Origin of the sequence: Thalassotalea sp. Sam97 (genome assembly GCF_041379765.1) — a bacterium.
Classification (GTDB): Bacteria; Pseudomonadota; Gammaproteobacteria; order Enterobacterales; family Alteromonadaceae; genus Thalassotalea_A; species Thalassotalea_A maritima.
Window position 1 is genome coordinate 3,270,147 of sequence record NZ_CP166919.1, and the last position, 25,382, is coordinate 3,295,528.

Consider the following 25,382-nt stretch of genomic DNA (forward strand, 5'->3'; position numbering starts at 1 on the left):
GGTCAACATTACTAGTTTATAAAGCAAGTGGAACCTCTGTACAGCCAGTCAGCGAACCATCAAGCTTCATGCTATCATACCGTCCCACTAAAGTGTGTCCCACTAGACAAATAAAAAAGTCTCTCTTAGTTTAGTTGAAAGTTTCGACCAAAAAACAATCAACAACAAACGGAGAGAGACTATGACTAATTTAACGCTGAATAGTAAGCAAATTCAAGCAGCATTAGATTCTTTAATCCAAAAGCCAGGTGGTCTAAATCAGGTATTAGAGCTCGCCCTTAATTCATTTATGAAAGCTGAGCGAACGGAATACCTAAGATCTTCTCAAGGTAACAAAGGCAATGGCTATAGACCTGTGGCAGGCTTAGGTATAGGTGATGCTCTATCTTTACAGGTACCTCGTGATCGATTAAATCAATTCAAGCCTTGGATCCTCAATGTCATGAAAGAGCAAAGCGATACACTGAACGAACTTTGTTTTGAGCTTTATGCCAAGGGGCTTACAACTCGAGAAATTGAATCAATAACTGAATCTATCTATGGCCAAAAGCTCACTCGAAGCGCCGTATCGCGCATTACTAAGAGCCTATATGAGGAAATGGAAGACTTCAGAAAACAGAAGTTATGCGATTATTACCCCATCATTTATCTCGATGCGACATTTATCAAAACAAAGCGTGAAACGGTTTCTAGCGAAGCCTACTATATCGTTTTAGCGGTAAAGCACGACATGACTCGTGAAGTGATTGGTATTTACAATGCACCGACCGAATCAGCAGCCAATTGGGATGACATCTTGTTAGATTTAAAGGAGCGTGGCCTCAAGCAAATCGACCTTGCTGTGATTGATAACCTATCGGGCTTAGATTCGGCCATTGAACGGCATTATCAATGTAAAATTCAAAAGTGCGTCTTACATATGAAACGCAACATCTTAAAAAAAGTGAAGAAGTCTCATCGTGGTGAAGTCGCTGATGATTTGAGGTTTGTCTTTAATTTAGATGATCAATCAGATGACCGTGAAGAACTTATGATCCGCGCTCGGTGGTTATATGAGAAGTGGGGTAAGAGATATTCTAACTTTAAGATGTTTATTGATAAGCCGTACTTGCAGTATTACGCCACATACTTGGACTTTGAGCCGATCATCCGCAATATGATTTATACTACCAACTGGATTGAACGATTAAATAAATCATTCAAACGAACGTTAAAAATAAGGAATTCCATGCCAAGTGTTGATTCTGTATTAACCATTCTAAGTAAGGTAGCACTGGATATGAATAAAACGACTTACCAATACCCGATAAGTCGCTTTGAGAAAAGTAACTTGTTTAACTAGGTAATTTGAAACTGAAATTAAAATAAGAGAGACACACTTTCTGGGACGGTACCCATGCTATGGTTAACAGCTTTAATCGTTTTTGTAGGGAGTTTATCGAAAGGCATAACGAGCAAGCTTATCGGACATGCTAACGAGTTCGTCTAGAAATGTCGTGGACGCATGAATGCTTAAGATCTGTGCCGGTACTATTTTCAGGAAGCGAGTTTGAGGTTTTTAGCTTGCTAAATTTAATTTTAGCCATATAGCAAAAAAGGCTGCACAATGTGCAGCCTTTCTTTTAATTAGAAGCCTGGCGATGACCTACTCTCACATGGGAACTCCCACACTACCATCGGCGCTACTTCGTTTCACTTCTGAGTTCGGCATGGGTTCAGGTGGTTCCAAAGTGCTATTGTCGCCAGACAAAAATCGTTTAAATCTGGAAATCTGATATTTAACTTTTTCTTTCAATATGAATGCTTGAACTTTTTTATGTCAGACCATATACACCTGAGGAAAACCTCTTGGGTGTTGTATGGTTAAGCCTCACGGGCAATTAGTACAGGTTAGCTCAACGCCTCACAACGCTTACACACCCTGCCTATCAACGTCGTAGTCTCCGACGACCCTTTAGGGGACTTAAAGTCCCAGTGAGAACTCATCTCAAAGCCTGCTTCCCGCTTAGATGCTTTCAGCGGTTATCAGTTCCGAACATAGCTACCCGGCAATGCCACTGGCGTGACAACCGGAACACCAGAGGTTCGTCCACTCCGGTCCTCTCGTACTAGGAGCAGCCCTCTTCAATTCTCAAACGCCCACGGCAGATAGGGACCGAACTGTCTCACGACGTTCTAAACCCAGCTCGCGTACCACTTTAAATGGCGAACAGCCATACCCTTGGGACCGACTTCAGCCCCAGGATGTGATGAGCCGACATCGAGGTGCCAAACACCGCCGTCGATATGAACTCTTGGGCGGTATCAGCCTGTTATCCCCGGAGTACCTTTTATCCGTTGAGCGATGGCCCTTCCATACAGAACCACCGGATCACTATGACCTACTTTCGTACCTGCTCGACGTGTCTGTCTCGCAGTTAAGCTGGCTTATGCCATTGCACTAACCGTACGATGTCCGACCGTACTTAGCCAACCTTCGTGCTCCTCCGTTACGCTTTGGGAGGAGACCGCCCCAGTCAAACTACCCACCAGACAGTGTCCCCAGCCAGGATTACTGGCCCAGGTTAGAACATCACGCATACAAGGGTGGTATTTCAAGATTGGCTCCACGAATACTGGCGTACTCGCTTCAAAGCCTCCCACCTATCCTACACATGTAGGAGCAATGTTCACTGTCAAGCTATAGTAAAGGTTCACGGGGTCTTTCCGTCTAGCCGCGGGTATACGGCATCTTAACCGCAAATTCAATTTCACTGAGTCTCGGGTGGAGACAGTGTGGCCATGATTACGCCATTCGTGCAGGTCGGAACTTACCCGACAAGGAATTTCGCTACCTTAGGACCGTTATAGTTACGGCCGCCGTTTACCGGGGCTTCGATCATGAGCTTCGCTTGCGCTAACCCAATCAATTAACCTTCCGGCACCGGGCAGGCGTCACACCGTATACGTCATCTTTCGATTTTGCACAGTGCTGTGTTTTTAATAAACAGTTCCAGCCACCTGGTTACTTCGACCGACCGGTGCTTACTCCGCAAGGGATTCACACTAGCCGGCGTACCTTCTCCCGAAGTTACGGTACTATTTTGCCTAGTTCCTTCACCCGAGTTCTCTCAAGCGCCTTAGTATTCTCTACCTAACCACCTGTGTCGGTTTGGGGTACGGTTCCTTATAATCTGATGCTTAGAAGCTTTTCCTGGAAGTATGGCATCAACAACTTCAACTCCGTAGAGTCTCGTCTCGTATCTCAGTCTTAGGAGTCCGGATTTGCCTAAACTCCCAACCTACATACTTTCACATGGACTACCAACGCCATGCTTGCCTAGCCTGCTCCGTCCCTCCTTCGCAATTATAAGAAGTACAGAAATATTAATCTGTTTCCCATCGACTACGCGTTTCCGCCTCGCCTTAGGGGCCGACTTACCCTGCCCTGATTAACATGGGACAGGAAACCTTGGTCTTTCGGCGTGGGGGTTTTTCACCCCCATTATCGTTACTCATGTCAGCATTCGCACTTCTGATACCTCCAGCATGCTTTACAACACACCTTCAACGGCTTACAGAACGCTCCCCTACCACTTGAACCTAAGTTCAAATCCGCAGCTTCGGTGCTATGTTTAGCCCCGTTACATCTTCCGCGCAGACCGACTCGACTAGTGAGCTATTACGCTTTCTTTAAAGGATGGCTGCTTCTAAGCCAACCTCCTAGCTGTCTGGGCCTTTCCACATCGTTTCCCACTTAACATAGACTTTGGGACCTTAGCTGGCGGTCTGGGTTGTTTCCCTTTCCACGACGGACGTTAGCACCCGCCGTGTGTCTCCCGGATATCACTCACTGGTATTCGGAGTTTGCAAAGGGTTGGTAAGTCGGGATGACCCCCTAGCCTTAACAGTGCTCTACCCCCAGTGGTGTTCGTCCGAGGCTCTACCTAAATAGATTTCGGGGAGAACCAGCTATCTCCCGGCTTGATTAGCCTTTCACTCCGACCCACAGGTCATCACCGCATTTTTCAACATACGTGTGTTCGGTCCTCCAGTTGATGTTACTCAACCTTCAACCTGCCCATGGGTAGATCGCCGGGTTTCGGGTCTACACCTTGCAACTAAACGCGCAGTTAACACTCGCTTTCGCTACGGCTCCCCTAATCGGTTAACCTTGCTACAAAATGTAAGTCGCTGACCCATTATACAAAAGGTACGCAGTCACCCGAAGGCTTCCACTGCTTGTACGTATGCGGTTTCAGGTTCTATTTCACTCCCCTCACAGGGGTTCTTTTCGCCTTTCCCTCACGGTACTGGTTCACTATCGGTCAGTTAGGAGTATTTAGCCTTGGAGGATGGTCCCCCCATATTCAAACAGAATTTCACGTGTTCCGTCCTACTCGATTTCACGGTAAGGTTATTTTCGTGTACGGGACTATCACCCTGTATCGTCAAGCTTTCCAGCTTATTCCACTAATTCACAAACCGCTTAAGGGCTAATTCCCGTTCGCTCGCCGCTACTAAGGAAATCTCGGTTGATTTCTTTTCCTCGGGGTACTTAGATGTTTCAGTTCTCCCGGTTCGCCTCGTTAAGCTATGTATTCACTTAACGATACCTGCCTTATGACAGGTGGGTTTCCCCATTCGGAAATCTGTGCTTATAACGCCTTTTATCGGCTCAACACAGCTTATCGCAGATTAACACGTCCTTCATCGCCTCTAACTGCCAAGGCATCCACCACATACGCTTAGTCACTTAACCATACAACCCCAAAAGGTTTCGAGTGATTCGGTGACAAAACCGAACCCAAATGTATGTCTGACATGTTCACGCATTCATAAATGAATGTTCCAAACACGGATGTTTGGATGTCGAATTGTACATGGAAGTACTAAATTCGACCTTGAAAGAAATTGATTTTAAAAATCAATTTTGAAGAATTTCTTCTTCGTTTTGGTATTTCACATATTAATGAAGAACTACGCGACATAGTCTTCTATGAAATACCGGGTTTAATATCAGCTTTCCAAATTTTTAAAGAACAGTGAGTTAAAAACTCAAACATAAACGTCAACGCTTATGTTTGAGTTCTTTGAGAAGTAAAATGGTAGGTCTGAGTAGACTTGAACTACCGACCTCACCCTTATCAGGGGTGCGCTCTAACCAGCTGAGCTACAGACCTACTACATAGGTATGTCTACCAAAGTTTCAGTAAATGGTGGAGCTAAGCAGGATCGAACTGCTGACCTCCTGCGTGCAAGGCAGGCGCTCTCCCAGCTGAGCTATAGCCCCACTACTGAGATACTTCTCTTACAATCGTTATCTATGCAATTTGTGTGAACACTCGACAAGGAATGTTTTACTTAAGGTAAGGAGGTGATCCAACCCCAGGTTCCCCTAGGGTTACCTTGTTACGACTTCACCCCAGTCATGAATCACAAAGTGGTAACCGTCCTCCCGAAGGTTAAACTAGCTACTTCTTTTGCAACCCACTCCCATGGTGTGACGGGCGGTGTGTACAAGGCCCGGGAACGTATTCACCGTGGCATTCTGATCCACGATTACTAGCGATTCCGACTTCATGGAGTCGAGTTGCAGACTCCAATCCGGACTACGACGGACTTTCTGGGATTCGCTCCACCTCGCGGTCTTGCTGCCCTCTGTATCCGCCATTGTAGCACGTGTGTAGCCCATCCCGTAAGGGCCATGATGACTTGACGTCGTCCCCACCTTCCTCCGGTTTATCACCGGCAGTCTCCTTAGAGTTCCCGCCCGAAGCGCTGGCAAATAAGGATAGGGGTTGCGCTCGTTGCGGGACTTAACCCAACATTTCACAACACGAGCTGACGACAGCCATGCAGCACCTGTCTCAGAGCTCCCGAAGGCACCAAACTATCTCTAGTAAGTTCTCTGGATGTCAAGGGATGGTAAGGTTCTTCGCGTTGCATCGAATTAAACCACATGCTCCACCGCTTGTGCGGGCCCCCGTCAATTCATTTGAGTTTTAACCTTGCGGCCGTACTCCCCAGGCGGTCAACTTAGCGCGTTAGCTACGCTACCCACAGATCAAGTCCACAGACAGCTAGTTGACATCGTTTACGGCGTGGACTACCAGGGTATCTAATCCTGTTTGCTCCCCACGCTTTCGTGCCTCAGCGTCAGTATTTGTCCAGGTGGCCGCCTTCGCCACTGATGTTCCTTCCAATCTCTACGCATTTCACCGCTACACTGGAAATTCCACCACCCTCTACAATACTCTAGACAGCCAGTTCGAAATGCAGTTCCAAGGTTGAGCCCTGGGCTTTCACATCTCGCTTAACAATCCGCCTACGCACGCTTTACGCCCAGTAATTCCGATTAACGCTCGCACCCTCCGTATTACCGCGGCTGCTGGCACGGAGTTAGCCGGTGCTTCTTCTGTAGGTAACGTCACAGATAGCCGATATTAGCGACTACCCTTTCCTCCCTACTGAAAGTGCTTTACAACCCGAAGGCCTTCTTCACACACGCGGCATGGCTGCATCAGGCTTTCGCCCATTGTGCAATATTCCCCACTGCTGCCTCCCGTAGGAGTCTGGGCCGTGTCTCAGTCCCAGTGTGGCTGATCATCCTCTCAAACCAGCTAGAGATCGTCGCCATGGTAGGCCATTACCCCACCATCTAGCTAATCTCACTTGGGCTAATCTAAAGGCGAAAGGTCCGAAGATCCCCTCCTTTGGTCCGTAGACATTATGCGGTATTAGCAGTCGTTTCCAACTGTTGTCCCCCACCTAAAGGCATATTCCCAAGCATTACTCACCCGTCCGCCGCTCGACGCCTTCTAGTAAACTAGAATCGTTTCCGCTCGACTTGCATGTGTTAAGCCTGCCGCCAGCGTTCAATCTGAGCCATGATCAAACTCTTCAATTAAAAATTAAATCGTGATTCCGAAGAATCGACTCAATGAATTACGCTTGTTGGTATTGCTACCAACTTGACATATGTCGTTTTGCGTGTCACTCATCAAGTTATGTCTTAAAGACAATATGGTAAAACCATTTTCTTGTGAGTGCTCACACAAATTGCATGATAACTATTTGTTAAAGAATTGAAGTAACAATCGCATTCGTTATTACTTGAACTTCATCGGCGTTTGCCGTTGAAGTGGATGCGCATTTTACGCATCTCAGTTTCGATGTCAACACCTTTTAAAAATTAATTTTCAAAAGTTTTTGTTGACCGTTAAGGCTCACATTGAACAACTTAACTTATCAAAACGAGGCTTTGTAAAAATACTGAATTGGATTCGTTATTTTTACAAACTTCAGCACTTCAACTGCTGTGAAGCCTTATTGGCTGTGCCGTCGAAGTGGATGCGCATTTTAGGGATTTTTGTGAAGACGTCAACACCTTTTTTAGAAAAAAACACCTTAAAAGATTTGTTTGGTTATTTTATATGCAAAAGCTAGCCCCTCCACCTATTAAACAGCGCTAATAGTGGTTAATTTTGACCACTTGCAGATATTCGCGTACAAATATCGGTTTTTAAATATAGTATTAATATGAACAGTCTGACGGTATATACGGCTAAATAACTGTTTATTTGTTTTTCATCTTTATGTTTGTCAAAAATAGGGTTTTATATGTTTACTAATGTACGTTCTTATAACGGTATATCGCCAAAACTTGGGGATAAGGTTTTTATCGATAGTAGCAGTGTCGTTATTGGTGATGTGACGTTAGCTGATAATGTAAGTATTTGGCCGTTAGTTGTAGCGCGTGGTGATGTTAACTACATCAGCATTGGTGAGAATACAAATATCCAAGATGGCAGCGTTCTTCATGTGACCCGTAAAACCGAAACTAACCCTAATGGCCACCCTTTGATTATTGGTAATCAAGTAACCGTTGGTCATAAAGTTATGTTGCATGGCTGCAAACTAGGAAACCGGATTCTCGTAGGTATGGGGGCCATTGTTATGGATGGTGCAGAAGTGGAGGATGATGTGATTATAGGTGCAGGCTCTCTTGTATCCCCAAACAAACGATTACGAAGTGGTTTTTTATATGTTGGTAACCCTGCTATTGAAAAGCGTCCACTTAGCGATGCTGAAATGGAATTTCTAAAATCTACTAACGCTAACTATGTACGCCTAAAAGACGAATACTTAACGGAACAATAACGCTCAAAGCCTATATTGATTTGGTTGTGACGTATGGCTTTGATAAGCAGACTAACGAGCATCCATCTACTTATATACATCTATAGCCGGATGACATTATTTTCGTCCGGTTCATCTTCTTCAAGGAAGTCTTCAACTTGTGCTTCTAAATCAAACTTTAACGAATCACTAATGACATCGTCAGAGCATTGGATGTAGATACTAATTTTTGCTCCGCTCAACATGCCAGTAAAATGCCAACAGCCCTGCTCTGTTAAATAGATATAGTCATCATTAAACAATATGGCTTGATTCATTTATAATTGCTCCCTTAGTGAGTTTAAAACAGGTGCAACGGCTGGCTTTACCCCATGCCAAATAGCAAAGCTCTCGGCAGCCTGCCCTACCAGCATACCTAAACCGTCGATCACTTGCGATGCTTTGTGGTTCTGACACCACGCTAAAAATGGTGTCAATTGATGGTTGTATACCATGTCATAACATGTCGCATTTACCACAGCAGTCGGTGCCAGTGGGGGAAGCTCTGCAGATAAGCTTGCCGATGTTGCATTAATAATGATATCAACATCAACCTCTGCGGTTTGTTGGTAACTTATGGTCGACAATCGGCTATCGTTGAAATGAGCAATAAGGGCATCCGCTTTACTTTGTGTGCGGTTTACCACGATAAGGTGTTTAGGTTGTTGAGCTAACAAAGGCAATATCACACCACGACTCGCGCCCCCAGCACCAAGCAACAATATCGTTTTATCTGCCAAGGTAACCTTATGATTTAATAAATCAGCAACTAATCCACGGCCATCGGTATTATCCCCGACAATCTTTCCGTTTTGGATATATAACGTATTCACGGCACCAGCTGCGTTGGCGTCACTTGATAGACAATCACATAATGCAAATGCTTGTTCTTTAAAAGGCGCGGTGACATTCGCCCCTTTACCTCCTTGTGTAAAGAAGTTACGCATATCATCATCAAAGTCATCGGAGGTTGTTAAATATTTCTCATAACTTAACTCAATATTGGTTTGAGTAGCGAATAGCTTATGAATAATTGGTGATTTTGATTGACCAATGGGATTGCCAACGACTAGAAACTTATCCACTTATTACCGTATCCAATTCGACACATATACGAATAGAGTAAAGAATATAAAACATAAAAGAAAGCGGCCGAGACCTACTCGACCGCTTTTAATATGGAAATTTTGCGTTGTGTTTATGAAGTGCCGGCTTAGAACTTGTAGCCTAGCATCACAGAGTAAACCATTGGGTCAATAGCAACATCTGCTGAGCCGGTGATGTCATCACCAATTTTGAAAGTCGCCGTAGTATCAATGTCGATGTAACGAACTGATGCGTTGACATGCCAGTTATCGTTTAGTTGATAGTCTGCACCAAGCTGCACGGCCAGGCCAAATGAATCATCAAGTTCTAAGTCGTTAAACCCTAAGTCACTAGGCCCATCTTTAAAATCTTCCTCAAAGAACACGGTGTAGTTTAAACCAACCCCTACATACGGCATAAAGTTGCTACCTGTATCAAAGTAGTACAGAGCACTGACTGTTGGCGGTAAGTGAGTTACATCAGCTAAAACTGCGCCATCTACATCTGTGCCAAATAAATCAGGGCTGATGCTTTGTGGATCATGAATGTTGATATCGTGGTTAAAAGGCGTTGCTGCTAGAACCTCTAGCGCCCAATTGCTATCGATGAAGTAGACAAAGTTAAGACCTAATTGCTCGTCATCCTTTACAGAAACAGACAACGGTGTTGCACCACCGAGCGCCTCAACATTAACAACCTCTTTATTGTTATCTGGATTAACAGAGGTTATCCCGCCGCGAACAACAAAATCACCCGCCTCGTATGTCGCTGCTTGAGCGACCCCTGTAACCAACACACCTGCAATCGCTAATGTCACTAAATTCTTTTTCATAGCTCTAACCCTAATTTCTTGTGGTCAATAATGTAAATAACTGTAGTAAATTGTATAGAAGAGGCAAGTTTATGAATTTGATTTAGAACAAGTTTTATTGAATAGTCGAAAAATATTTACTGAACACATGCATTTAAAATCGAACACTATCTATGAGTGCGAATTAAACTACTGGTTTCAAAGGATAAATGAAAAATACAAAAAGGGCTGATAACTTGTTGTTATCAGCCCTTTTATCTAAATAAATAGCTATTACTGAATTAAGCGTTGATCGCTAGCCAATCTTGCGGTTTTAAGTATTGATTGTAAAGTTCCGCTTCTTGGCTATCGGGTGCTGGGGTGTAATTGTATTCCCAACGTGCTAATGGTGGCATCGACATTAATATCGACTCGGTGCGACCACCTGATTGCAAACCAAATAAAGTGCCGCGATCAAATACCAGATTAAATTCAACATAACGGCCACGGCGATATAATTGAAACTGACGATGATGATCGTTGTACTCGGTATCTTGACGCTTATTGATAATAGGTACGTAGGCATCGATATAACCTTGACCTACCGCTTTAATGTAATCAAAACACGTATCGAAGTCCCACTGATTCAAATCATCAAAGAATAAGCCACCTACACCGCGAGTTTCCTGACGGTGCGGTAAAAAGAAATATTCATCACACCACTTTTTATGCTCGTTATACACGGTATCACCAAAAGGCGCACACAAGTCTTTCGCGGTTTGATGCCAATGGATAACATCTTCTTTAAACGGGTAAAATGGCGTTAAATCAAAACCACCGCCAAACCACCAAACAGGCTCTTCGCCTTCTTTTTCGGCAATAAAAAAGCGCACATTGGCATGAGATGTTGGGATAAATGGATTTTTCGGATGAATAACGAGCGATACCCCACAGGCTTGCCACGTTCGTCCGGCAAGCTCTGGGCGATGAGCGGTCGCTGATGGTGGTAATTTATCACCACTCACTAAAGAAAAGTTTACTCCACCCTGCTCAATGACAGTGCCGTCGGTAAGAACACGCGTACGGCCACCGCCACCTTCTGGGCGCTGCCAGTTGTCTTCGATAAATTTACCCGTGCCATCAGCTTGCTCAAGCGCATGGCAAATCTTATCTTGCAACGATGTTAAAAACTCTATGACTTTATTAATATCTACTTGGCTCATGCTCTAAATACTTCTCCAGTTAGTGCGTCAATGATCTGCGATGGCTTGGTAAAACCAAGTGTGTTGCCTTTAATGACAAAATCAACTTTCTCGCCCATTTCTCGCTCAGCCTGTTGCCATGTCGTCGCAGGCTCCGCGCCAGTTAAATTGCAGCTCGTCGACACAATGGGTTTATTTGTTTGCGTGCATAATGCGACCACATCTTTTTGACTGGTAATGCGCACGGCAATGGTGTCAAATTTACCGCTAAGATGTCGTGAAATACTGGTATTTGCAGGCATCACTTGTGTTATGCCATCTGGCCAACGAGATAACACGCTATAGCGCTTATCTTGTGGTATTTTGCTGTCATCAATATATGGCAATAACTGAGAATAGTTTGCTGCCAATAAAATAAGACCTTTTTCTATTGGCCTTTGTTTTATTGATAGTAGCTTTTCTATTGCCTCTACATTGTCGGGATCACAACCTAAACCAAACACTGCTTCGGTTGGGTAAGCAATAATACCTCCAGCATAAAATGCATCTACGGCACTGTCATACTGTGGCTTATGTTCGCTCATTATTGTCGTCCTGTAACCATTACCACTGGCTAAAAATGGCTCATTATAGCCAGTTTATCAGCCTGTCGCATTAAAGAATGGTGTATTGCACAAAAATCGCCCGCAATGGTTGGGTATTTAGCTAAACAGGGGTATAATGCGCGCTTTCATTTTATCGAGCCTGGGCAATGTACTCGGGTTCAATGTTAAGACAAAAAATATTAAAGGGTAGAGACATGAAAGTGGGAATTATTATGGGTTCCAAGTCAGATTGGCCAACAATGCAGCACGCTGCTGAAATGTTGGATATGCTGAATGTCCCTTACGAAACAAAAGTCGTATCAGCACATAGAACCCCTCACCTACTGGCTGAATATGCCGAAACAGCCAAACAGCGCGGTATTAAAGTGATTATTGCCGGTGCTGGTGGCGCTGCACACTTACCAGGCATGGCCGCAGCATTTACGCCACTACCTGTCCTTGGCGTACCTGTACAATCGAAAGCGCTAAGCGGTCAAGACTCTTTACTGTCTATCGTGCAAATGCCAAAAGGCATCGCCGTTGGCACATTAGCCATTGGTACTGCTGGTGCGGCAAATGCAGGTTTACTCGCTGCACAAATTCTAGCGACTCACGATGATAGTATTATGGCTAACATTGAAGCGTTCCGCGCCCAACAAACGCAAACCATTTTGGATAACCCAAATCCGGCAGAATAACGACATGAAAAATGTATTGGTACTAGGTGCTGGTCAACTGGCGCGAATGATGGATTTAGCGGCAACACCACTAAATATCGACACTAAGGCTTATGATGTACGCATAAGTAAAGTTGTTCACCCTTTAGCGAACGAACATCAATACGGCGATCTACAAGCAGGTATTGATAACTGCGACGTTATTACCGCTGAGTTTGAGCACATTAGCCATGATGTATTAGCTGTGTGTGAGGCTTCAGGTAAACTTTTACCAAGCAGTGATGCTATCAAAATTGGTGGCGATCGCCGCTTAGAAAAAGCATTATTGGAAACTTGTCAGGTGGCAAATGCAAAACACAAAATCATCAACAGCCGTGATGACTTTGATGCCGCTATCGAATACCTACAGTTACCAATTATCTTTAAAAGTGCCCTTGAAGGATACGACGGCAAAGGCCAATGGCGCCTAAAAGACATCGCCCAAGCCGGTGCCGTTTGGGAAGATATGCAAGCTTTTATCGAAGCAGCTAACACCTCAGTTCCGCAAGGGATTGTAGCCGAACAAATGGTGCCGTTTGATCGTGAAGTGTCGATTGTGGGTGCTCGTAATGAACATGGCGAGGTAGCTATTTACCCGATCACCGAAAACCACCACACCAATGGTGTGCTTAGTGTCAGTTTAGCTATGCCTGTTGAAGCAGCATTGCAAGAGCAGGCATTAGAAGTGTTCACAAAGCTAACTAATAAGCTGAACTATGTTGGTGTGTTAGCGATCGAGTTCTTCCAAGTAGGTGAGCAACTGTTAGTTAACGAAATTGCCCCACGTGTTCATAATTCAGGCCACTGGACACAACAAGGTTGTGATACCTGCCAATTCGAAAATCACATGCGTGCTATTTGTGGTCTGCCACTAGGCAATACTGAATTAATTCGCCCTACTGCGATGATAAATATTCTTGGTGCGAATACGGTACCAGATAGTGTATTAGCCATGCCTAGCGTTGCGGTTCATTGGTACAACAAAGAAAAGCGTGCTGGCCGTAAAATGGGTCACATCAATGTATGCGCCAATAACGAACAAGCATTGGCGGACAAGCTAACTCAGTTAGCAGATATTTTAGATGCTGAAGTGTTTACCGATTTAAAAGTGTTTAGTGAACGTTTGCAGGCTCGCCTGCAGTAGTAGCAATAGTAAGCTTATTTAATCAATAAGGCCGACATTTGTCGGCCTTATTATTTGGTACTGTTTTGAGAATAAATTAGCCAGCTTTTTGAAAGTGACAGCATTTTTTACTGGCACACTGCAGTTTTTCTCCCGCAGCCATATGGCGCTTTAATAATAAAGAAAAACCACATTGCTCACATGTGCCGGCAACTGGCTCATAGTTAACAGCGTACTTACATTTTGGGTAGTTGTCGCAGGCGTAAAAGGTTTTTCCATAGCGACTATGTTTTTCCTGCAAATGCCCAGATTGGCATTGCGGACACTCTATATCATCAAGTTGTTGCTGCTGTTCATGCTCAATATGATGGCATTGTGGAAAGTTAGTACAACCAATAAATAAACCATACCGGCCCTGCTTTACCGCGAGCTCAGTGCCGCATAATGGACATTCAGTACCAGCAAGCACTTGTTGTTCAAACTTTTCTTGCTCCACTAAAGGGCGAGAATAACGACAATTAGGGTAATTGCCGCAACCAAGGAAAGCGCCAGATTTGGAATTACGAATATGTAATTCGCCACCACATTCTGGGCAAACGCCATACTCTTTTTCTAAGGCATGCTCATGTTGACTAAATAACGGTTTGCTATCTTTACTCATTGCAATTTCGATATGACTAACCTGCGATCAATAGTAGTCTATTATCGCAAATCAGAGCTGAAATTATAAGCGTAAATCAGCTAAAGCCAGCTAAAACCACAACAATATAAATAATCGCCAAGGCAAGCTAATATAAGTGCTTGTTAGCGTCTAATGTAATGGTCCGTCGCACTCGTCGAAAATTAAATCTTCCATTTGCGAGTATGCCGACTCTTTACCAGGTACATTAAATAGCACCATTAGCACGACCCACTTTAAGTCATCAATATTAAAATCTTTGGTATCGAGTTCCATGACTCTATCAATAACCATTTCGCGTGTGGCAAAGTCCAAGACATTAACATGCTCGAGAAACATCAAAAAACCACAACTTTCAACATCAAGAAAGCGCATTTCTTCTGGTGTGTATACCCTTACCGAGGCACCGGGGCGACGGGTTAAATATGGATAAGCATCACTATTTTGTAATGCTGCTAGATTTTCTAGCCAAGACAATGCTTTATATATCTCATCCTGATGAAAACCCGCTCGGGTAAGTTCATCAGTGAGTACATCATGATCAACCATTACCTCTGCTTCACTATGGATATAGTTTTCAAATAGATACATTAAAATATCAAACATAACCATCCCCCTATTAGCGAATAAAATTGCACTAGAGTTAATTTTTCAATTTGATATAGCCTCCTGGTACCGCAGCTACCAGACCTCTGAGCTCTAGCGTCATTAGTCGGGTTAAAACCTCCTCTATGGGAAGTTTGCTCCGAGAAACTACAGTATCTACGGCTGTAGTCTCATAATCCACAGTACGCAACAATGGGTCGATAAACAAGTCTTGTTGCTCACTTTTTTGCAGTTTTTTTTGCGAACTTTTTGCGACTAAATTGGTCTCTATATTGCTGCTGATATCTGCTAGTAATGACAAATTAAGCGCACCAATGATATCGTCACGGCTATCGACAAGATGTGCGCCTTGTTTTATCAAGCTATGACAACCACGGGTATTAGGATTATTGATATTGCCCGGCATCGCAAACACCTCGCGATTTTGCTCCAACGCCAGTTTTGCCGATATTAACGAGCCACTTTTTATTGCTGCTTCAACGACGAAAACACCACAACTCATACCGGAAATAATACGATTGCGGCGAGGAAATGCACCAGGGTGTGGTGGTGCCTTAGGCAAACATTCACTAACAATTGCGCCATTATTATCTAATATTTGCTGCGCTAAGATCTTGTGTCGAGTTGGATATACCATATCTAACCCTGTCGCCACTACAGCGATTGTCATGCCATGACCTCGCAAAGCACCTGCATGTGCACAACCATCAATACCCAGAGCAAGGCCCGAGGTTATAACAGCATAGTCACTTAGCTGCATAGCAAAATATTTGGCGTGCTCTCGCGCCGCTAAGCTAGCATTTCGCGAGCCAACGATCGCTAATTGCGGCATATTCAGTAAAGTAAGATTACCCTGCACAAACAAACACAGTGGCGGGTTGGTAATTTGTTTTAACAACCGCGGATAATGAGGTTGATCAATACTCACAACTTGCATATTGTGTTGCAGCGCTAAATTCAGTACATGATCGATATACGCCCAGTTAGGCTCTAACAATGCTCGGCGCTGTTTGTCATTTAAACCTATCGTTGTCAGTTGCTGTTCGCTTAATTGGAATATCTGTGGCAAACCATATTCGTCAATTAGCCGCAGTTTGATGTCATTTGCCAGTCTTGGTACTAAACGCAAGGCAAGGTATAAGGCGTTGGTCGCAGAGGATGTGGCCATTGTCATAATTCAATCCTTTGATAATGAACAATCGTATAAAAGCAAAAAAGCGCTAATCATTAGCGCTTTTTTGCTTTTATTTAATGGTTTATCTAATTTCAGTGTAGCAGAAGTTAGATAAATAAGTGAACTTGCTAGGTGTTTATGGCGCACTCACTTCATCGGTTATATGTACTGATTTTTGCGAGCCTAACACGATGGCATAACTGGTATCATCAAGCACTTTAAATACCATTAAATGACCGATGTTTTCGGTTGGCATAACAACGTCACTGTCATCTCCATCACCATTAAGAATACGTTGCAGCACCGACGAATCCTCTAAGTACGTTGGACCATTGCGACCATCAACGACAGCAGGGCTTTGACGATTGATTTTGTATACCTCGCCGATAGCTAGATTGTCTTTAGCACCTTTATTTAGCAATACTACTTCAAATTTGCCAAATTCACGGACCAAATTACGAGAACGAATCATGCGCGCATCAACAACTTTACCTTCAACCGCTTGCATGCCATAAAAGGCAGGATACAACTGACCTTCACTCACTGGCAGTACAATTGAGCCGGCGCGAATTTCTTGGATTGATTTGGTTAGATACAGTGATGATGGTGTCTTATTAGCGATATTACCTTGCTTAATACCACGCCCCGTACCAATTAATTGTGCATGATAGCCCAAGCTCTCGCCATTTTCAGGATCGAAAACTTCTTCACCACGCTTGTATATGGCATAGGTTTTATCAACAGCCAAGTCACCTTTAATGTATAAGGTTGCACCTTGCATGCTTGACTTAAAGGCTTCATCGCCACCAAGCACATACGGAGCTTCGTTGATTTGTTGCGCACTCAACACAGTCGCATAATCCAAATAAGGTGCGACCGTATCAAAAGGTATGTAAGTTACCGGGTTACGCTCTTTTAAGGTTTTACGTACTTTCGGTGACCAACGTAGCTCGGGTTTCCCTTTTACCAACATAGGTTGACCTTTAGCGTCAAATACTAGGTTGAGTTCATCACCGGGATAAATAAGATGTGGGTTAATGATGTCGCTATTGATGCGCCAAAGTTTTGGCCACAACCATGGTTCATTAAGATACATTGCCGAAATGTCCCACAATGTGTCGCCCTTTTGCACCACGTAGGTTTTCGGTGCTCCCTCTCTTAATTGCAATTGGTCAGCAATAGCTAAGGCTGAGCAACACAAACTGACAATGGCTATAAGTATTGTTTTTATCATTCCAACCAGTCCATTTTTTAGCGGTATTATCGTTATTATTGAGGTAATGATAGCGCGATAACGAAAAAAGCCCTATACGTTGTCACCATAGTTTGTCGAAAACAGCGGCAATATATGAAAAATATCGTCTCAAAACAGCCAAGCTCTATGATTCAACAAAAATAATGGCTAAAATTAGAACATAACATTGTAATGCGGTTACCGCTAACTATTTTAGAAAAATTATGACAGTTTTAAATGTGTTACGCTTCCCTGATGAGCGTTTAAGAACAGTTGCAGAACCTGTTCTACAAGTAAATGATGATGTCCGTACTATTGTCGATGACATGTTAGAGACCATGTATGCTGAAAATGGTGTTGGCCTAGCCGCCACCCAAGTTGATATTCATCAACGCATCGTGGTGATGGACGTTTCCGAAGAACAAGATCAACCAATTGTGTTGATTAATCCTGAGATCACTGAAAAAAGTGGTGAAATCATGATTAACGAAGAGGGCTGCTTATCAGTACCTGGTAACTACGCTAAAGTCGAGCGCAATACCGAAGTCGTTGTGAAGGCACTGGATCGTGACGGCAATGAATTTGAATTACCAGCTAAAGAATTAATGGCTATTTGTATTCAGCATGAGCTGGATCATTTAAATGGAGTGCTATTTGTTGACTATCTATCGCCACTAAAACGTCAACGTATTAAAGCAAAACTTGAAAAAGCAGCACGCTTGGATAAGCGTCAATAGCATTCAACATTGCCCGAGGAGTCTCCTTTGTCATCACCACTGAATATCATATTTGCCGGCACGCCCGATTTTGCAGCTCAGCATTTACAAGCATTAATTAACTCAGAACACAATGTTGTTGCCGTTTATTGCCCGCCTGATAAACCTGCAGGCCGCGGCAAAAAACTCACTGCATGTCCTGTAAAACAGTTAGCTCTTGAACATAACATTGCGGTTGAGCAACCTGTTAATTTCAAGCAAGTTGAAGATCAGCAAGCATTAGCAGCATACAATGCTGATGTTATGGTGGTAGTGGCTTACGGCTTAATATTACCGAAAGTCATTCTTGATACGCCAAGGTTAGGCTGTGTGAATGTCCATGGCTCTTTACTGCCACGTTGGCGCGGTGCAGCACCAATTCAACGTTCGCTCGAAATGGGCGACAGCGAAACGGGTGTGACCATAATGCAAATGGATATCGGCTTAGACACAGGTGATATGTTGCTTAAAGCGAGCTGCCCTATTAGCCAAGACGACACCAGTGCCACCTTATATGAAAAGCTGGCAGTACTTGGTCCACACGCTTTACTCGAAGTCATGCAGCAAATGGCAAATGGCACTCATCAAGCGGAACCTCAAGACGAGTCTTTAGCTAACTATGCTGAAAAATTAAGTAAAGATGAAGCCGAGGTAGATTGGCAATTACCAGCTGACGTTATCCACCGTAAAATTCGCGCCTATCAGCCTTGGCCTTTTGCGCAAATTACCCTAAATGAAAATGGCAAGCAGCACCGCATCAAGGTATGGCAAGCCAGTATTGGTCAAGCTAGCTCAGATGCTGTACCGGGTAGCATCCTGAGTGTCGACAAACACGGTATCGAAGTAGCTACAGGTCAAGGCACACTGGTATTAACAAGCTTGCAGGTACCAGGTAAAAAAGCCATGTCGGTCGCCGATTTACTCAATGGTCGTAGCGATTGGTTCAAAGTGGGTTATGCCATAACAGGCGATACTAATGAGTAAAAATATTCGCGCACTCGCTGCAAAGTGCTGTTTTGCGGTAGTCGATAAAGGTCGTAGCTTAGCCGATGAATTGCCTAAGCTACAAAGCCAGTTAGAGTCGCCCAAAGACAAGGGCCTATTACAAGAGCTTTGTTATGGCGTATTGCGCTATTTACCGGAGCTGGAGCACCAAGTAAGGCACTTTGTTGATAAGCCATTAAAGGGTAAACAACGAGTTTGTCATTTTTTGCTGTTAGTTGGTATTTATCAAATCAAATACACTCGAGTCCCTGATCACGCAGCGGTCGCAGAAACAGTCGCTGCAACTGCATCGCTAAAAGCGCGCCACCTAAAAGGCATGGTCAATGCGGTACTGCGTGGTTATCAACGACAGCCTGATGCAGAACCAGTAAACAGTGATGCTGTTCGCTACAATCACCCTAGTTGGTTTATCAAGTTATTACAGCAAGGTTATCCGCAAACTTGGCAACGCATTGTTGAGCAAAATATGCAGCGGCCACCAATGTGGTTACGTGTAAATCGCCGTAAATGCGGCATTGATGAATACGCAAAGTTGCTAGCTGATGCCGATATTGAGTTCGATTATCAACACCCTGTCTCAGGTGCCATTCGTCTTAGCCAAGCGGTAGATGTCAGCAAATTACCTAACTTTGACTCTGGCTGGGTATCCATTCAAGATGGCGCTGCACAAATGGCTGCGCCACTATTGGCTAGCCAAGCAGGCGAAAACATACTCGACTGCTGCGCTGCGCCCGGAGGCAAAACATGCCATATTCTCGAGTTAACCCCTGATCTTGATCTGGTAACGGCAATTGATGTAGAACCTGAACGACTAACACGAGTGGAGCAAAACTTAGATCGGCTTGGGTTATCTGCTAAAGTCATAGCCGCTGATGCGAGCAAGCCAGACTCTTGGTTTGACGGCCAACTCTATGATCGTATTTTACTGGATGCTCCGTGTTCGGGAACCGGCGTTATTCGTAAAAATCCAGATATTAAATGGCTGCGACGTCGCGAAGACATTGATGCCTTAGTGGTATTGCAGCAACAAATATTGGCTGCGATGTGGTCGTTGTTAAAACCCGGTGGCACCTTGTTGTATGCAACTTGCTCTATATTACCGCAAGAGAACAAGCAGCAAATCGAGCGCTTCATCAATGATAACAACGATGCCACATTGCTCCCATTAGAGCAAAGTGATGACCCATTAGGCTGGCAGATACTACCAGGTGATGATGGCATGGATGGCTTTTTCTATGCGAAGTTCCAAAAAAGTGCTAACGTAAACTAAAAACCCAAAGCAGCGTTTTAACAGTTATAAAAAATAATGAAAATCATAATCTTAGGCGCAGGACAAGTTGGTGGTACATTGGCCGAAAACTTAGTTGGCGAAGACAACGATATCACCTTAGTTGATATAGATACCGAAAAGCTCCGTGAATTGCAGGACAAAATGGATCTACAAGTGGTTACCGGGCACGGTAGTCACCCTGATGTACTTGCTAAAGCTGGCGCCGAAGATGCGGATATGGTTATTGCGGTAACCAGTGACGACGCGACCAATATGGTCGCTTGTCAAATTGCGTTTTCAATATTTAGCACACCGGTAAAAATCGCCCGCATTCGCTCTGAACAAATCTTAAAGCATAAAAAACGCTTGTTTCACAATCAAGATATCCCCGTCGATCATATTATTGCTCCAGAGCAATTGGTAACGCGCGACATTGCCCGCTTAATTGATTACCCTGGCGCGCTACAGGTACGTGAATTTGCCGGTGGTAAAGTATCATTAGTCGGCATCAAAGCCTATTACGGTGGTTTACTGGTCGGTCATGCGCTATCTACTTTACGTGATCACATCCCTAATATTGACACCCGGGTCGCGGCTATCTACCGCAAAGGTAAGCCCATTAGGCCGCTAGGTACCACGGTTATTGAAGCCGATGATTTGGTGTTTTTTATCGCTGCCACACGCCATATTCGAGCGGTCATGAGTGAGTTGCAAAAGCTTGAACCTGCCTATAAGCGCATAATGATCGCTGGAGGCGGTCATATTGGCGCAGGCTTAGCGAGAATATTAGAAAAAAATCATCAGGTAAAAATCATTGAGCGCAATCCAGTTCGTGCTGAATTTCTATCGAACGAGTTGGATAATACTCGTGTTTATATTGGTGATTCATCAGATCGAGAATTATTAGTTGAAGAACAAATTGATAAAATTGATGTGTTTATTGCGGTAACCAATGATGACGAAGCCAACATTATGTCATCAATGGTGGCCAAAGGTGGTGGCGCTCGTAAAACCATCGCCCTTATTCAACGTAACGCTTATCACGATATTATTCACAACAATATCCTCGACATAGATATTGCAGTTTCGCCACAACAAGCAACCATATCGGCGCTACTGACTCATGTGCGTAAAGGAGGTGTCGTCAACGCCTATAGCTTACGACGTGGTGCGGCTGAAGCGGTAGAGATCGTCGCCCATGGTGATGAGCAATCATCCAAAGTTATTGGCAGAGAAATTAAAGATATTAAATTGCCACCAGGAGCAAGCTTTGGTGCCATTGTCCGCGGCGAAGAAGTGTTAATCGCCCACTCGACCACGGTTATTCAAGCCGATGATCACGTCATCTTATTCTTGGTTGATAAGAAGTATATTAACCAAATTGAAAAGCTGTTCTCGGTAAGTGCTATTTTCTTCTAATTAGCATTGCAGTATGCGTGCTCTCCTAAATATGGCACAGCACGCTTATCACACCTTTTCGCATATGTTAGTCACGCCAGAACGACGGCAGGAATAATACCAATAGGGTAAATATTTCCAAACGACCAAATAGCATGGCGATGATCAATACCCACTTACTAAAATCATTGATACTAGCAAAATTTGCCGCCACTTCACCAAGCCCTGGACCTAAGTTATTTAAACATGCAGCTACCGCTGTAAAGGCTGTGATCTCGTCAACCCCACTGGCCATAATCAACAGCATGCAGATAATAAAAATAACCGCATAAGCTGCAAAGAACCCCCAAATGGCATCGACTACTTTGTCAGGTAGCGCTTTACGTCCAAGCTTAATGGTAATAATCGCTTTAGGATGAATTAAACGACTGAGTTCGCGCAAGCCTTGTAGGTATAACAACACAACGCGGACTACCTTCATGCCACCGCCTGTACTGCCAGCACAACCGCCGACAAAGCTTGAAAATATCAGCAGCAGCGGTAGCATCGCTGGCCATGCGGAAAAGTCGGTTGTAGCAAAGCCTGCCGTGGTACTGATCGATACCGCCTGAAACAGCGCATCATCAAACGCTTGCTCAAAGTTATCGGTTACCCCATAAGCAAGCAGCGCAAAAAAACAAACAAAAGTCAGCACCAGCTGAATGGAAATAAACGCTTTGAACTCAGGGTCATAAAAATATGATTTAATATTACGACTGTTCCACGCAGTAAAATGCAGAGCAAAGTTAACCCCGGCAATGATCAAAAACAACACGCATATCGCGTTTATCAGAGGACTATCAAAGTACCCCATTGACGCATCATGAGTAGAAAACCCTCCGATCGCAATCGTCGAGAATGAATGTGATATTGCATCGAAGCCGTTCATACCAGCAGCCCAATAAGCCAGTGCACAAGCAATTGTAAGCGATAAGTAGATATACCATAAATGCTTGGCCGTATCGGCGATACGAGGTGTCATTTTCGAGTCCTTTACTGGCCCCGGTGTTTCAGCTCGATATAGCTGCATGCCACCAATGCCAAGCATAGGTAATACCGCAACCGCTAATACGATTATCCCCATACCTCCAAGCCACTGCAGCTGCTGACGATACCACAATACCGCATGAGGTAAATTATCAATGCCCGTTAATATGGTTGCCCCAGTCGTTGTTAATCCAGAAAAGGCTTCAAAAAATGCATCCGTATTTGATAAATTGGGTTGTTCGGTCAGCATCAGCGGTACCGCTGAAAAACTCGCAAGAACTGTCCAGAATAACACCACAATTAAAAAGCCTTCACGGGCTCGCAAATCGCCCTTTTGTTCGCGATTTGGGTACCAAGCAAAGAAGCCGGCACTAACACAAAGTAAAAAAGAAGTGATAAAAGCAACACCACCACCATCACCATAAATCAAAGATATGGCAGCGGGTGGCAACATGGTGACACTCAAGATGACGACCAATAAGCCGATGATACGAATGATATTTCGGAATTGCATTATAATAACGCTGTATTTTAATTTGTTATTTGAAGCCTACTTACAGGATAACCAAAATACGCGCTAAGCGATAGCGATTGATCAGTTTGTTAGCGGATTATGAGGGATAATTTTACCTGCGCTAATTTCTTGGATGCGCAGGCAAAAGTCGTTAATTTGTGGAATGGCGATTTCGAGCTGTAAATGAATTGTCGCGCCATAGTCACTAGCGACAATTTTGCCATCAAAGCTTTTTAAAGTATGCTCAACATCGTTAAGTTGTTCATAACCAATATCCATAGTAACGATATCGGTTGGCGTCTTCAGTGTTGTTTCGAGCTCGAGTATCGCTTGGCGAACACTGTTACCATAAGCCCGTTGTAAGCCGCCAGTACCAAGCTTTACGCCACCAAAATAGCGTGTAACAACAGCACAAATTTCACCAATATCACTACCTTGCAGAACCGCTAACATAGGTTTACCTGCGGTGCCGGTAGGCTCGCCATCATCGCTAAAGCCATAAGCAGTGCTTATTTCTGGGCGGGCATGAATAAAGGCATAGCAATGATGTGATGCATCGGGATAACGCTGTCTTATCGAATCAATAAATTGCTTTACCGCAGTGGGCGAATCACAGTGAGCAATACTGCAAATAAAGCGACTACGATTCACTTCCATTTCATGCTCCAGCGAGGTCGCTGGAACATAATACGGTGTCATCAATAATGGATTGATGTTCATTAACAGTTACGCCAGACCTAAATCTCTGGTCATGTTTTCAAAGCCATGCTCATGAACAATAATGTTGTCTTCGATGCGAATACCACCATACGGCTTAAGTTGAGCAACTTTTTGCCAATTAATGGCAGAGCTATGCGAAGAGTTCTTTAAGTTTGTTAAAAACTCATCAATAAAGTAAAGCCCCGGTTCAATAGTAAACACTTGCTTACTTTCTATACTACGTGTTGTGCGTAAGAATGGGTGTTGCTCAGGCGATGGCACAGTATCACCCTGTTCATTTGCCATGAAACCACCAACGTCATGCACTTGTAAGCCAATGTGATGGCCCATACCATGTGGGAAAAAGGCTCGAGTGATACCCTGCTCAACCATAGCATCAGTGTCCATGTTAACAAGCTTAAACTTAGCTAGAATAGCTGCCAGCATGTAATGATTTTTAATGTGCAAATCAACATAGCTAGCACCTGACTGTAAACCGTTAACTAGCTGCTTTTGCATAACATCAACTGCTGCGATTAACTCCGCAAACTCACCATCATTAAAGGCATAAGTTCGGGTAATATCCGCAGCATAACCATTAAAGCTTGCTCCCGCGTCAATTAAAAATGAGCGATGCTCCATCGGCGCCTGTTTATCTAACGTCATGTAATGCAAGATTGCCGCGTTTTCGTTCAAGGCAACAATATTACCATAAGGCATTTCATTTTCACCTTGGCCAGTTGCCGCTAAATAAGCTAGCTGGATTTCAAATTCGCTGGCTTTAGCAAGAAATGCGTTTTTCGCTGCTGTATGACCGGCCACAGCAATTTTATTTGCTTGGCGCATATTTTCTAAGTCATAGTTGGTTTTATAGGCACGATGATAATGCATATAGTTAATAACATTATCAGGGTTAACAATAGTAAAGCCTAACTTGGCAGCGATATCTTTATGCGCACCAATATAAGCAAAGTCGGTTTTATCTGCTGGTAAGATATCGGCTATTTGATCGGCTTTACTGATCAACTTGATATCAAAAAAACGTGTCCAATAGCTATCTTCTAGCTTAGTAACCTTGTGCCAAAAATCAGTCGGCTGATAAAACGCTAGCACTGGTTTATCGGTGCCATTAACCAATAACCAGCAATTTGGAGTTTCGGTGATCGGTAACCACGCTTTAAAATGAGGGTTCGTTTTAAATGGATAGTACATATCATCTAGAAAAACCGGTAGTGCATGGCCAGCATGGATACACAGTCCCTTTAATTTTTCTTTATTAACGATGGTTGCCGTGCGCTGTTGCAGTGTCTCAAAATGCGCTTGATAGTGGTTTTCCAATTCAATCATAACTTACTTCTTCT

20 protein-coding genes, 2 tRNA genes and 3 rRNA genes are annotated in these 25,382 nt (G+C 43.9%); 8 read left to right on the forward strand and 17 right to left on the reverse strand.

The annotated features are described in order from the left end of the window. Window positions 1–181 precede the first annotated feature (181 nt). Complete coding sequence (locus ACAX20_RS14630) at window positions 182–1,342, forward strand: IS256 family transposase (RefSeq protein ID WP_371185618.1); 1,161 nt, start codon at window positions 182–184, stop codon at window positions 1,340–1,342. 290 nt (window positions 1,343–1,632) lie between these two features. On the opposite strand, the gene rrf is transcribed toward ACAX20_RS14630, so the two are convergent. The 5 genes from rrf to ACAX20_RS14655 form a co-directional block, all read right to left on the reverse strand. After that, a 5S ribosomal RNA gene (gene rrf / locus ACAX20_RS14635) occupies window positions 1,633–1,747 on the reverse strand. 112 nt (window positions 1,748–1,859) lie between these two features. Next, window positions 1,860–4,741 (reverse strand): 23S ribosomal RNA (locus ACAX20_RS14640). A 344-nt stretch (window positions 4,742–5,085) separates the two neighbouring features. Next, a tRNA-Ile gene (locus ACAX20_RS14645) sits at window positions 5,086–5,162 on the reverse strand. Window positions 5,163–5,196: 34 nt separating this feature from the next. Next, a tRNA-Ala gene (locus ACAX20_RS14650) sits at window positions 5,197–5,272 on the reverse strand. A 77-nt stretch (window positions 5,273–5,349) separates the two neighbouring features. Continuing rightward, window positions 5,350–6,889: ribosomal RNA gene (locus ACAX20_RS14655) — 16S ribosomal RNA — on the reverse strand. The 16S, 23S and 5S rRNA genes sit together here with 2 tRNA genes alongside, the layout of an rRNA operon. A 713-nt stretch (window positions 6,890–7,602) precedes the next feature. Between ACAX20_RS14655 and ACAX20_RS14660 the strand changes: the two genes are divergently transcribed. Further along, on the forward strand, window positions 7,603–8,142 hold the full coding sequence (locus tag ACAX20_RS14660) for a gamma carbonic anhydrase family protein (protein WP_371187381.1): 540 nt from the start codon (window positions 7,603–7,605) through the stop codon (window positions 8,140–8,142). A gap of 80 nt (window positions 8,143–8,222) precedes the next feature. On the opposite strand, the gene ACAX20_RS14665 is transcribed toward ACAX20_RS14660, so the two are convergent. From ACAX20_RS14665 to ACAX20_RS14685, 5 genes are all read right to left on the reverse strand, one after another. Beyond that, window positions 8,223–8,438, reverse strand: coding sequence for a hypothetical protein (locus ACAX20_RS14665; RefSeq protein ID WP_371187383.1), 216 nt, complete (start codon window positions 8,436–8,438; stop codon window positions 8,223–8,225). After that, a complete protein-coding gene (gene aroE / locus ACAX20_RS14670; protein WP_371187385.1) occupies window positions 8,439–9,245 on the reverse strand; it encodes a shikimate dehydrogenase in 807 nt (268 codons plus the stop codon). Between the two features lie 128 nt (window positions 9,246–9,373). Beyond that, window positions 9,374–10,078 (reverse strand): OmpW family protein, encoded by a 705-nt coding sequence (locus ACAX20_RS14675; protein WP_371187387.1) that lies wholly within the window; start codon window positions 10,076–10,078, stop codon window positions 9,374–9,376. Between the two features lie 260 nt (window positions 10,079–10,338). Then, a complete protein-coding gene (gene hemF / locus ACAX20_RS14680) occupies window positions 10,339–11,259 on the reverse strand; it encodes an oxygen-dependent coproporphyrinogen oxidase (protein WP_371187389.1) in 921 nt (306 codons plus the stop codon). Next, entirely contained in the window at window positions 11,256–11,822 is a 567-nt protein-coding gene (locus tag ACAX20_RS14685) for a Sua5/YciO/YrdC/YwlC family protein (protein WP_371187391.1), read from the reverse strand. The genes hemF and ACAX20_RS14685 overlap by 4 nt, the downstream gene beginning before the upstream one ends. Before the next feature lie 215 nt (window positions 11,823–12,037). Here ACAX20_RS14685 and purE point away from each other — a divergent pair, with 215 nt between their 5' ends. Then, complete coding sequence (gene purE / locus ACAX20_RS14690) at window positions 12,038–12,520, forward strand: 5-(carboxyamino)imidazole ribonucleotide mutase (protein ID WP_371187393.1); 483 nt, start codon at window positions 12,038–12,040, stop codon at window positions 12,518–12,520. Window positions 12,521–12,524: 4 nt separating this feature from the next. Then, window positions 12,525–13,682, forward strand: coding sequence for a 5-(carboxyamino)imidazole ribonucleotide synthase (locus ACAX20_RS14695; protein ID WP_371187395.1), 1,158 nt, complete (start codon window positions 12,525–12,527; stop codon window positions 13,680–13,682). A gap of 76 nt (window positions 13,683–13,758) precedes the next feature. Here the strand turns inward: ACAX20_RS14695 and ACAX20_RS14700 are convergent, their stop codons facing one another. The 4 genes from ACAX20_RS14700 to ACAX20_RS14715 all read right to left on the reverse strand — a co-directional run bounded on the left by ACAX20_RS14700 (window position 13,759) and on the right by ACAX20_RS14715 (window position 17,354). Then, window positions 13,759–14,322, reverse strand: coding sequence for a topoisomerase DNA-binding C4 zinc finger domain-containing protein (locus ACAX20_RS14700; RefSeq protein WP_371187397.1), 564 nt, complete (start codon window positions 14,320–14,322; stop codon window positions 13,759–13,761). Between the two features lie 150 nt (window positions 14,323–14,472). After that, window positions 14,473–14,946 carry a DUF494 family protein gene (locus ACAX20_RS14705; protein WP_371187399.1) on the reverse strand — a complete coding sequence of 158 codons (474 nt, stop codon included), beginning with the start codon at window positions 14,944–14,946 and terminating at the stop codon, window positions 14,473–14,475. Between the two features lie 37 nt (window positions 14,947–14,983). Next, window positions 14,984–16,120, reverse strand: coding sequence for a DNA-processing protein DprA (dprA, locus tag ACAX20_RS14710; RefSeq protein ID WP_371187401.1), 1,137 nt, complete (start codon window positions 16,118–16,120; stop codon window positions 14,984–14,986). Window positions 16,121–16,256: 136 nt separating this feature from the next. After that, window positions 16,257–17,354 (reverse strand): LysM peptidoglycan-binding domain-containing protein, encoded by a 1,098-nt coding sequence (locus ACAX20_RS14715; RefSeq protein ID WP_371187403.1) that lies wholly within the window; start codon window positions 17,352–17,354, stop codon window positions 16,257–16,259. A 224-nt stretch (window positions 17,355–17,578) separates the two neighbouring features. On the opposite strand from ACAX20_RS14715, the gene def reads away from it, so the two are divergent. Genes def through trkA form a run of 4 tightly spaced genes read left to right on the forward strand, consistent with a single transcriptional unit; the run spans window position 17,579 to window position 21,803 of the window. After that, window positions 17,579–18,091 carry a peptide deformylase gene (def, locus tag ACAX20_RS14720; protein ID WP_371187405.1) on the forward strand — a complete coding sequence of 171 codons (513 nt, stop codon included), beginning with the start codon at window positions 17,579–17,581 and terminating at the stop codon, window positions 18,089–18,091. Between the two features lie 27 nt (window positions 18,092–18,118). Then, window positions 18,119–19,093: a methionyl-tRNA formyltransferase gene (gene fmt / locus ACAX20_RS14725; RefSeq protein ID WP_371187407.1), complete on the forward strand. Its 975-nt coding sequence runs from the start codon at window positions 18,119–18,121 to the stop codon at window positions 19,091–19,093. Continuing rightward, complete coding sequence (gene rsmB / locus ACAX20_RS14730) at window positions 19,086–20,384, forward strand: 16S rRNA (cytosine(967)-C(5))-methyltransferase RsmB (RefSeq protein WP_371187409.1); 1,299 nt, start codon at window positions 19,086–19,088, stop codon at window positions 20,382–20,384. The genes fmt and rsmB overlap by 8 nt, the downstream gene beginning before the upstream one ends. 36 nt (window positions 20,385–20,420) lie before the next feature. Beyond that, entirely contained in the window at window positions 20,421–21,803 is a 1,383-nt protein-coding gene (gene trkA / locus ACAX20_RS14735) for a Trk system potassium transporter TrkA (RefSeq protein WP_371187411.1), read from the forward strand. Window positions 21,804–21,870: 67 nt separating this feature from the next. Here trkA and ACAX20_RS14740 read toward each other — a convergent pair whose 3' ends face one another. The 3 genes from ACAX20_RS14740 to pepQ form a co-directional block, all read right to left on the reverse strand. Beyond that, window positions 21,871–23,322, reverse strand: coding sequence for a TrkH family potassium uptake protein (locus ACAX20_RS14740; protein WP_371187413.1), 1,452 nt, complete (start codon window positions 23,320–23,322; stop codon window positions 21,871–21,873). Window positions 23,323–23,403: 81 nt separating this feature from the next. After that, window positions 23,404–24,042, reverse strand: a complete 639-nt coding sequence (locus ACAX20_RS14745; protein WP_371187415.1) for a YigZ family protein — start codon at window positions 24,040–24,042, stop codon at window positions 23,404–23,406. A gap of 6 nt (window positions 24,043–24,048) precedes the next feature. Continuing rightward, the gene (gene pepQ / locus ACAX20_RS14750; protein WP_371187417.1) at window positions 24,049–25,368 is read right to left on the reverse strand and encodes a Xaa-Pro dipeptidase; all 1,320 of its coding nucleotides are present in this window, start codon (window positions 25,366–25,368) and stop codon (window positions 24,049–24,051) included. Window positions 25,369–25,382: the final 14 nt, after the last annotated feature.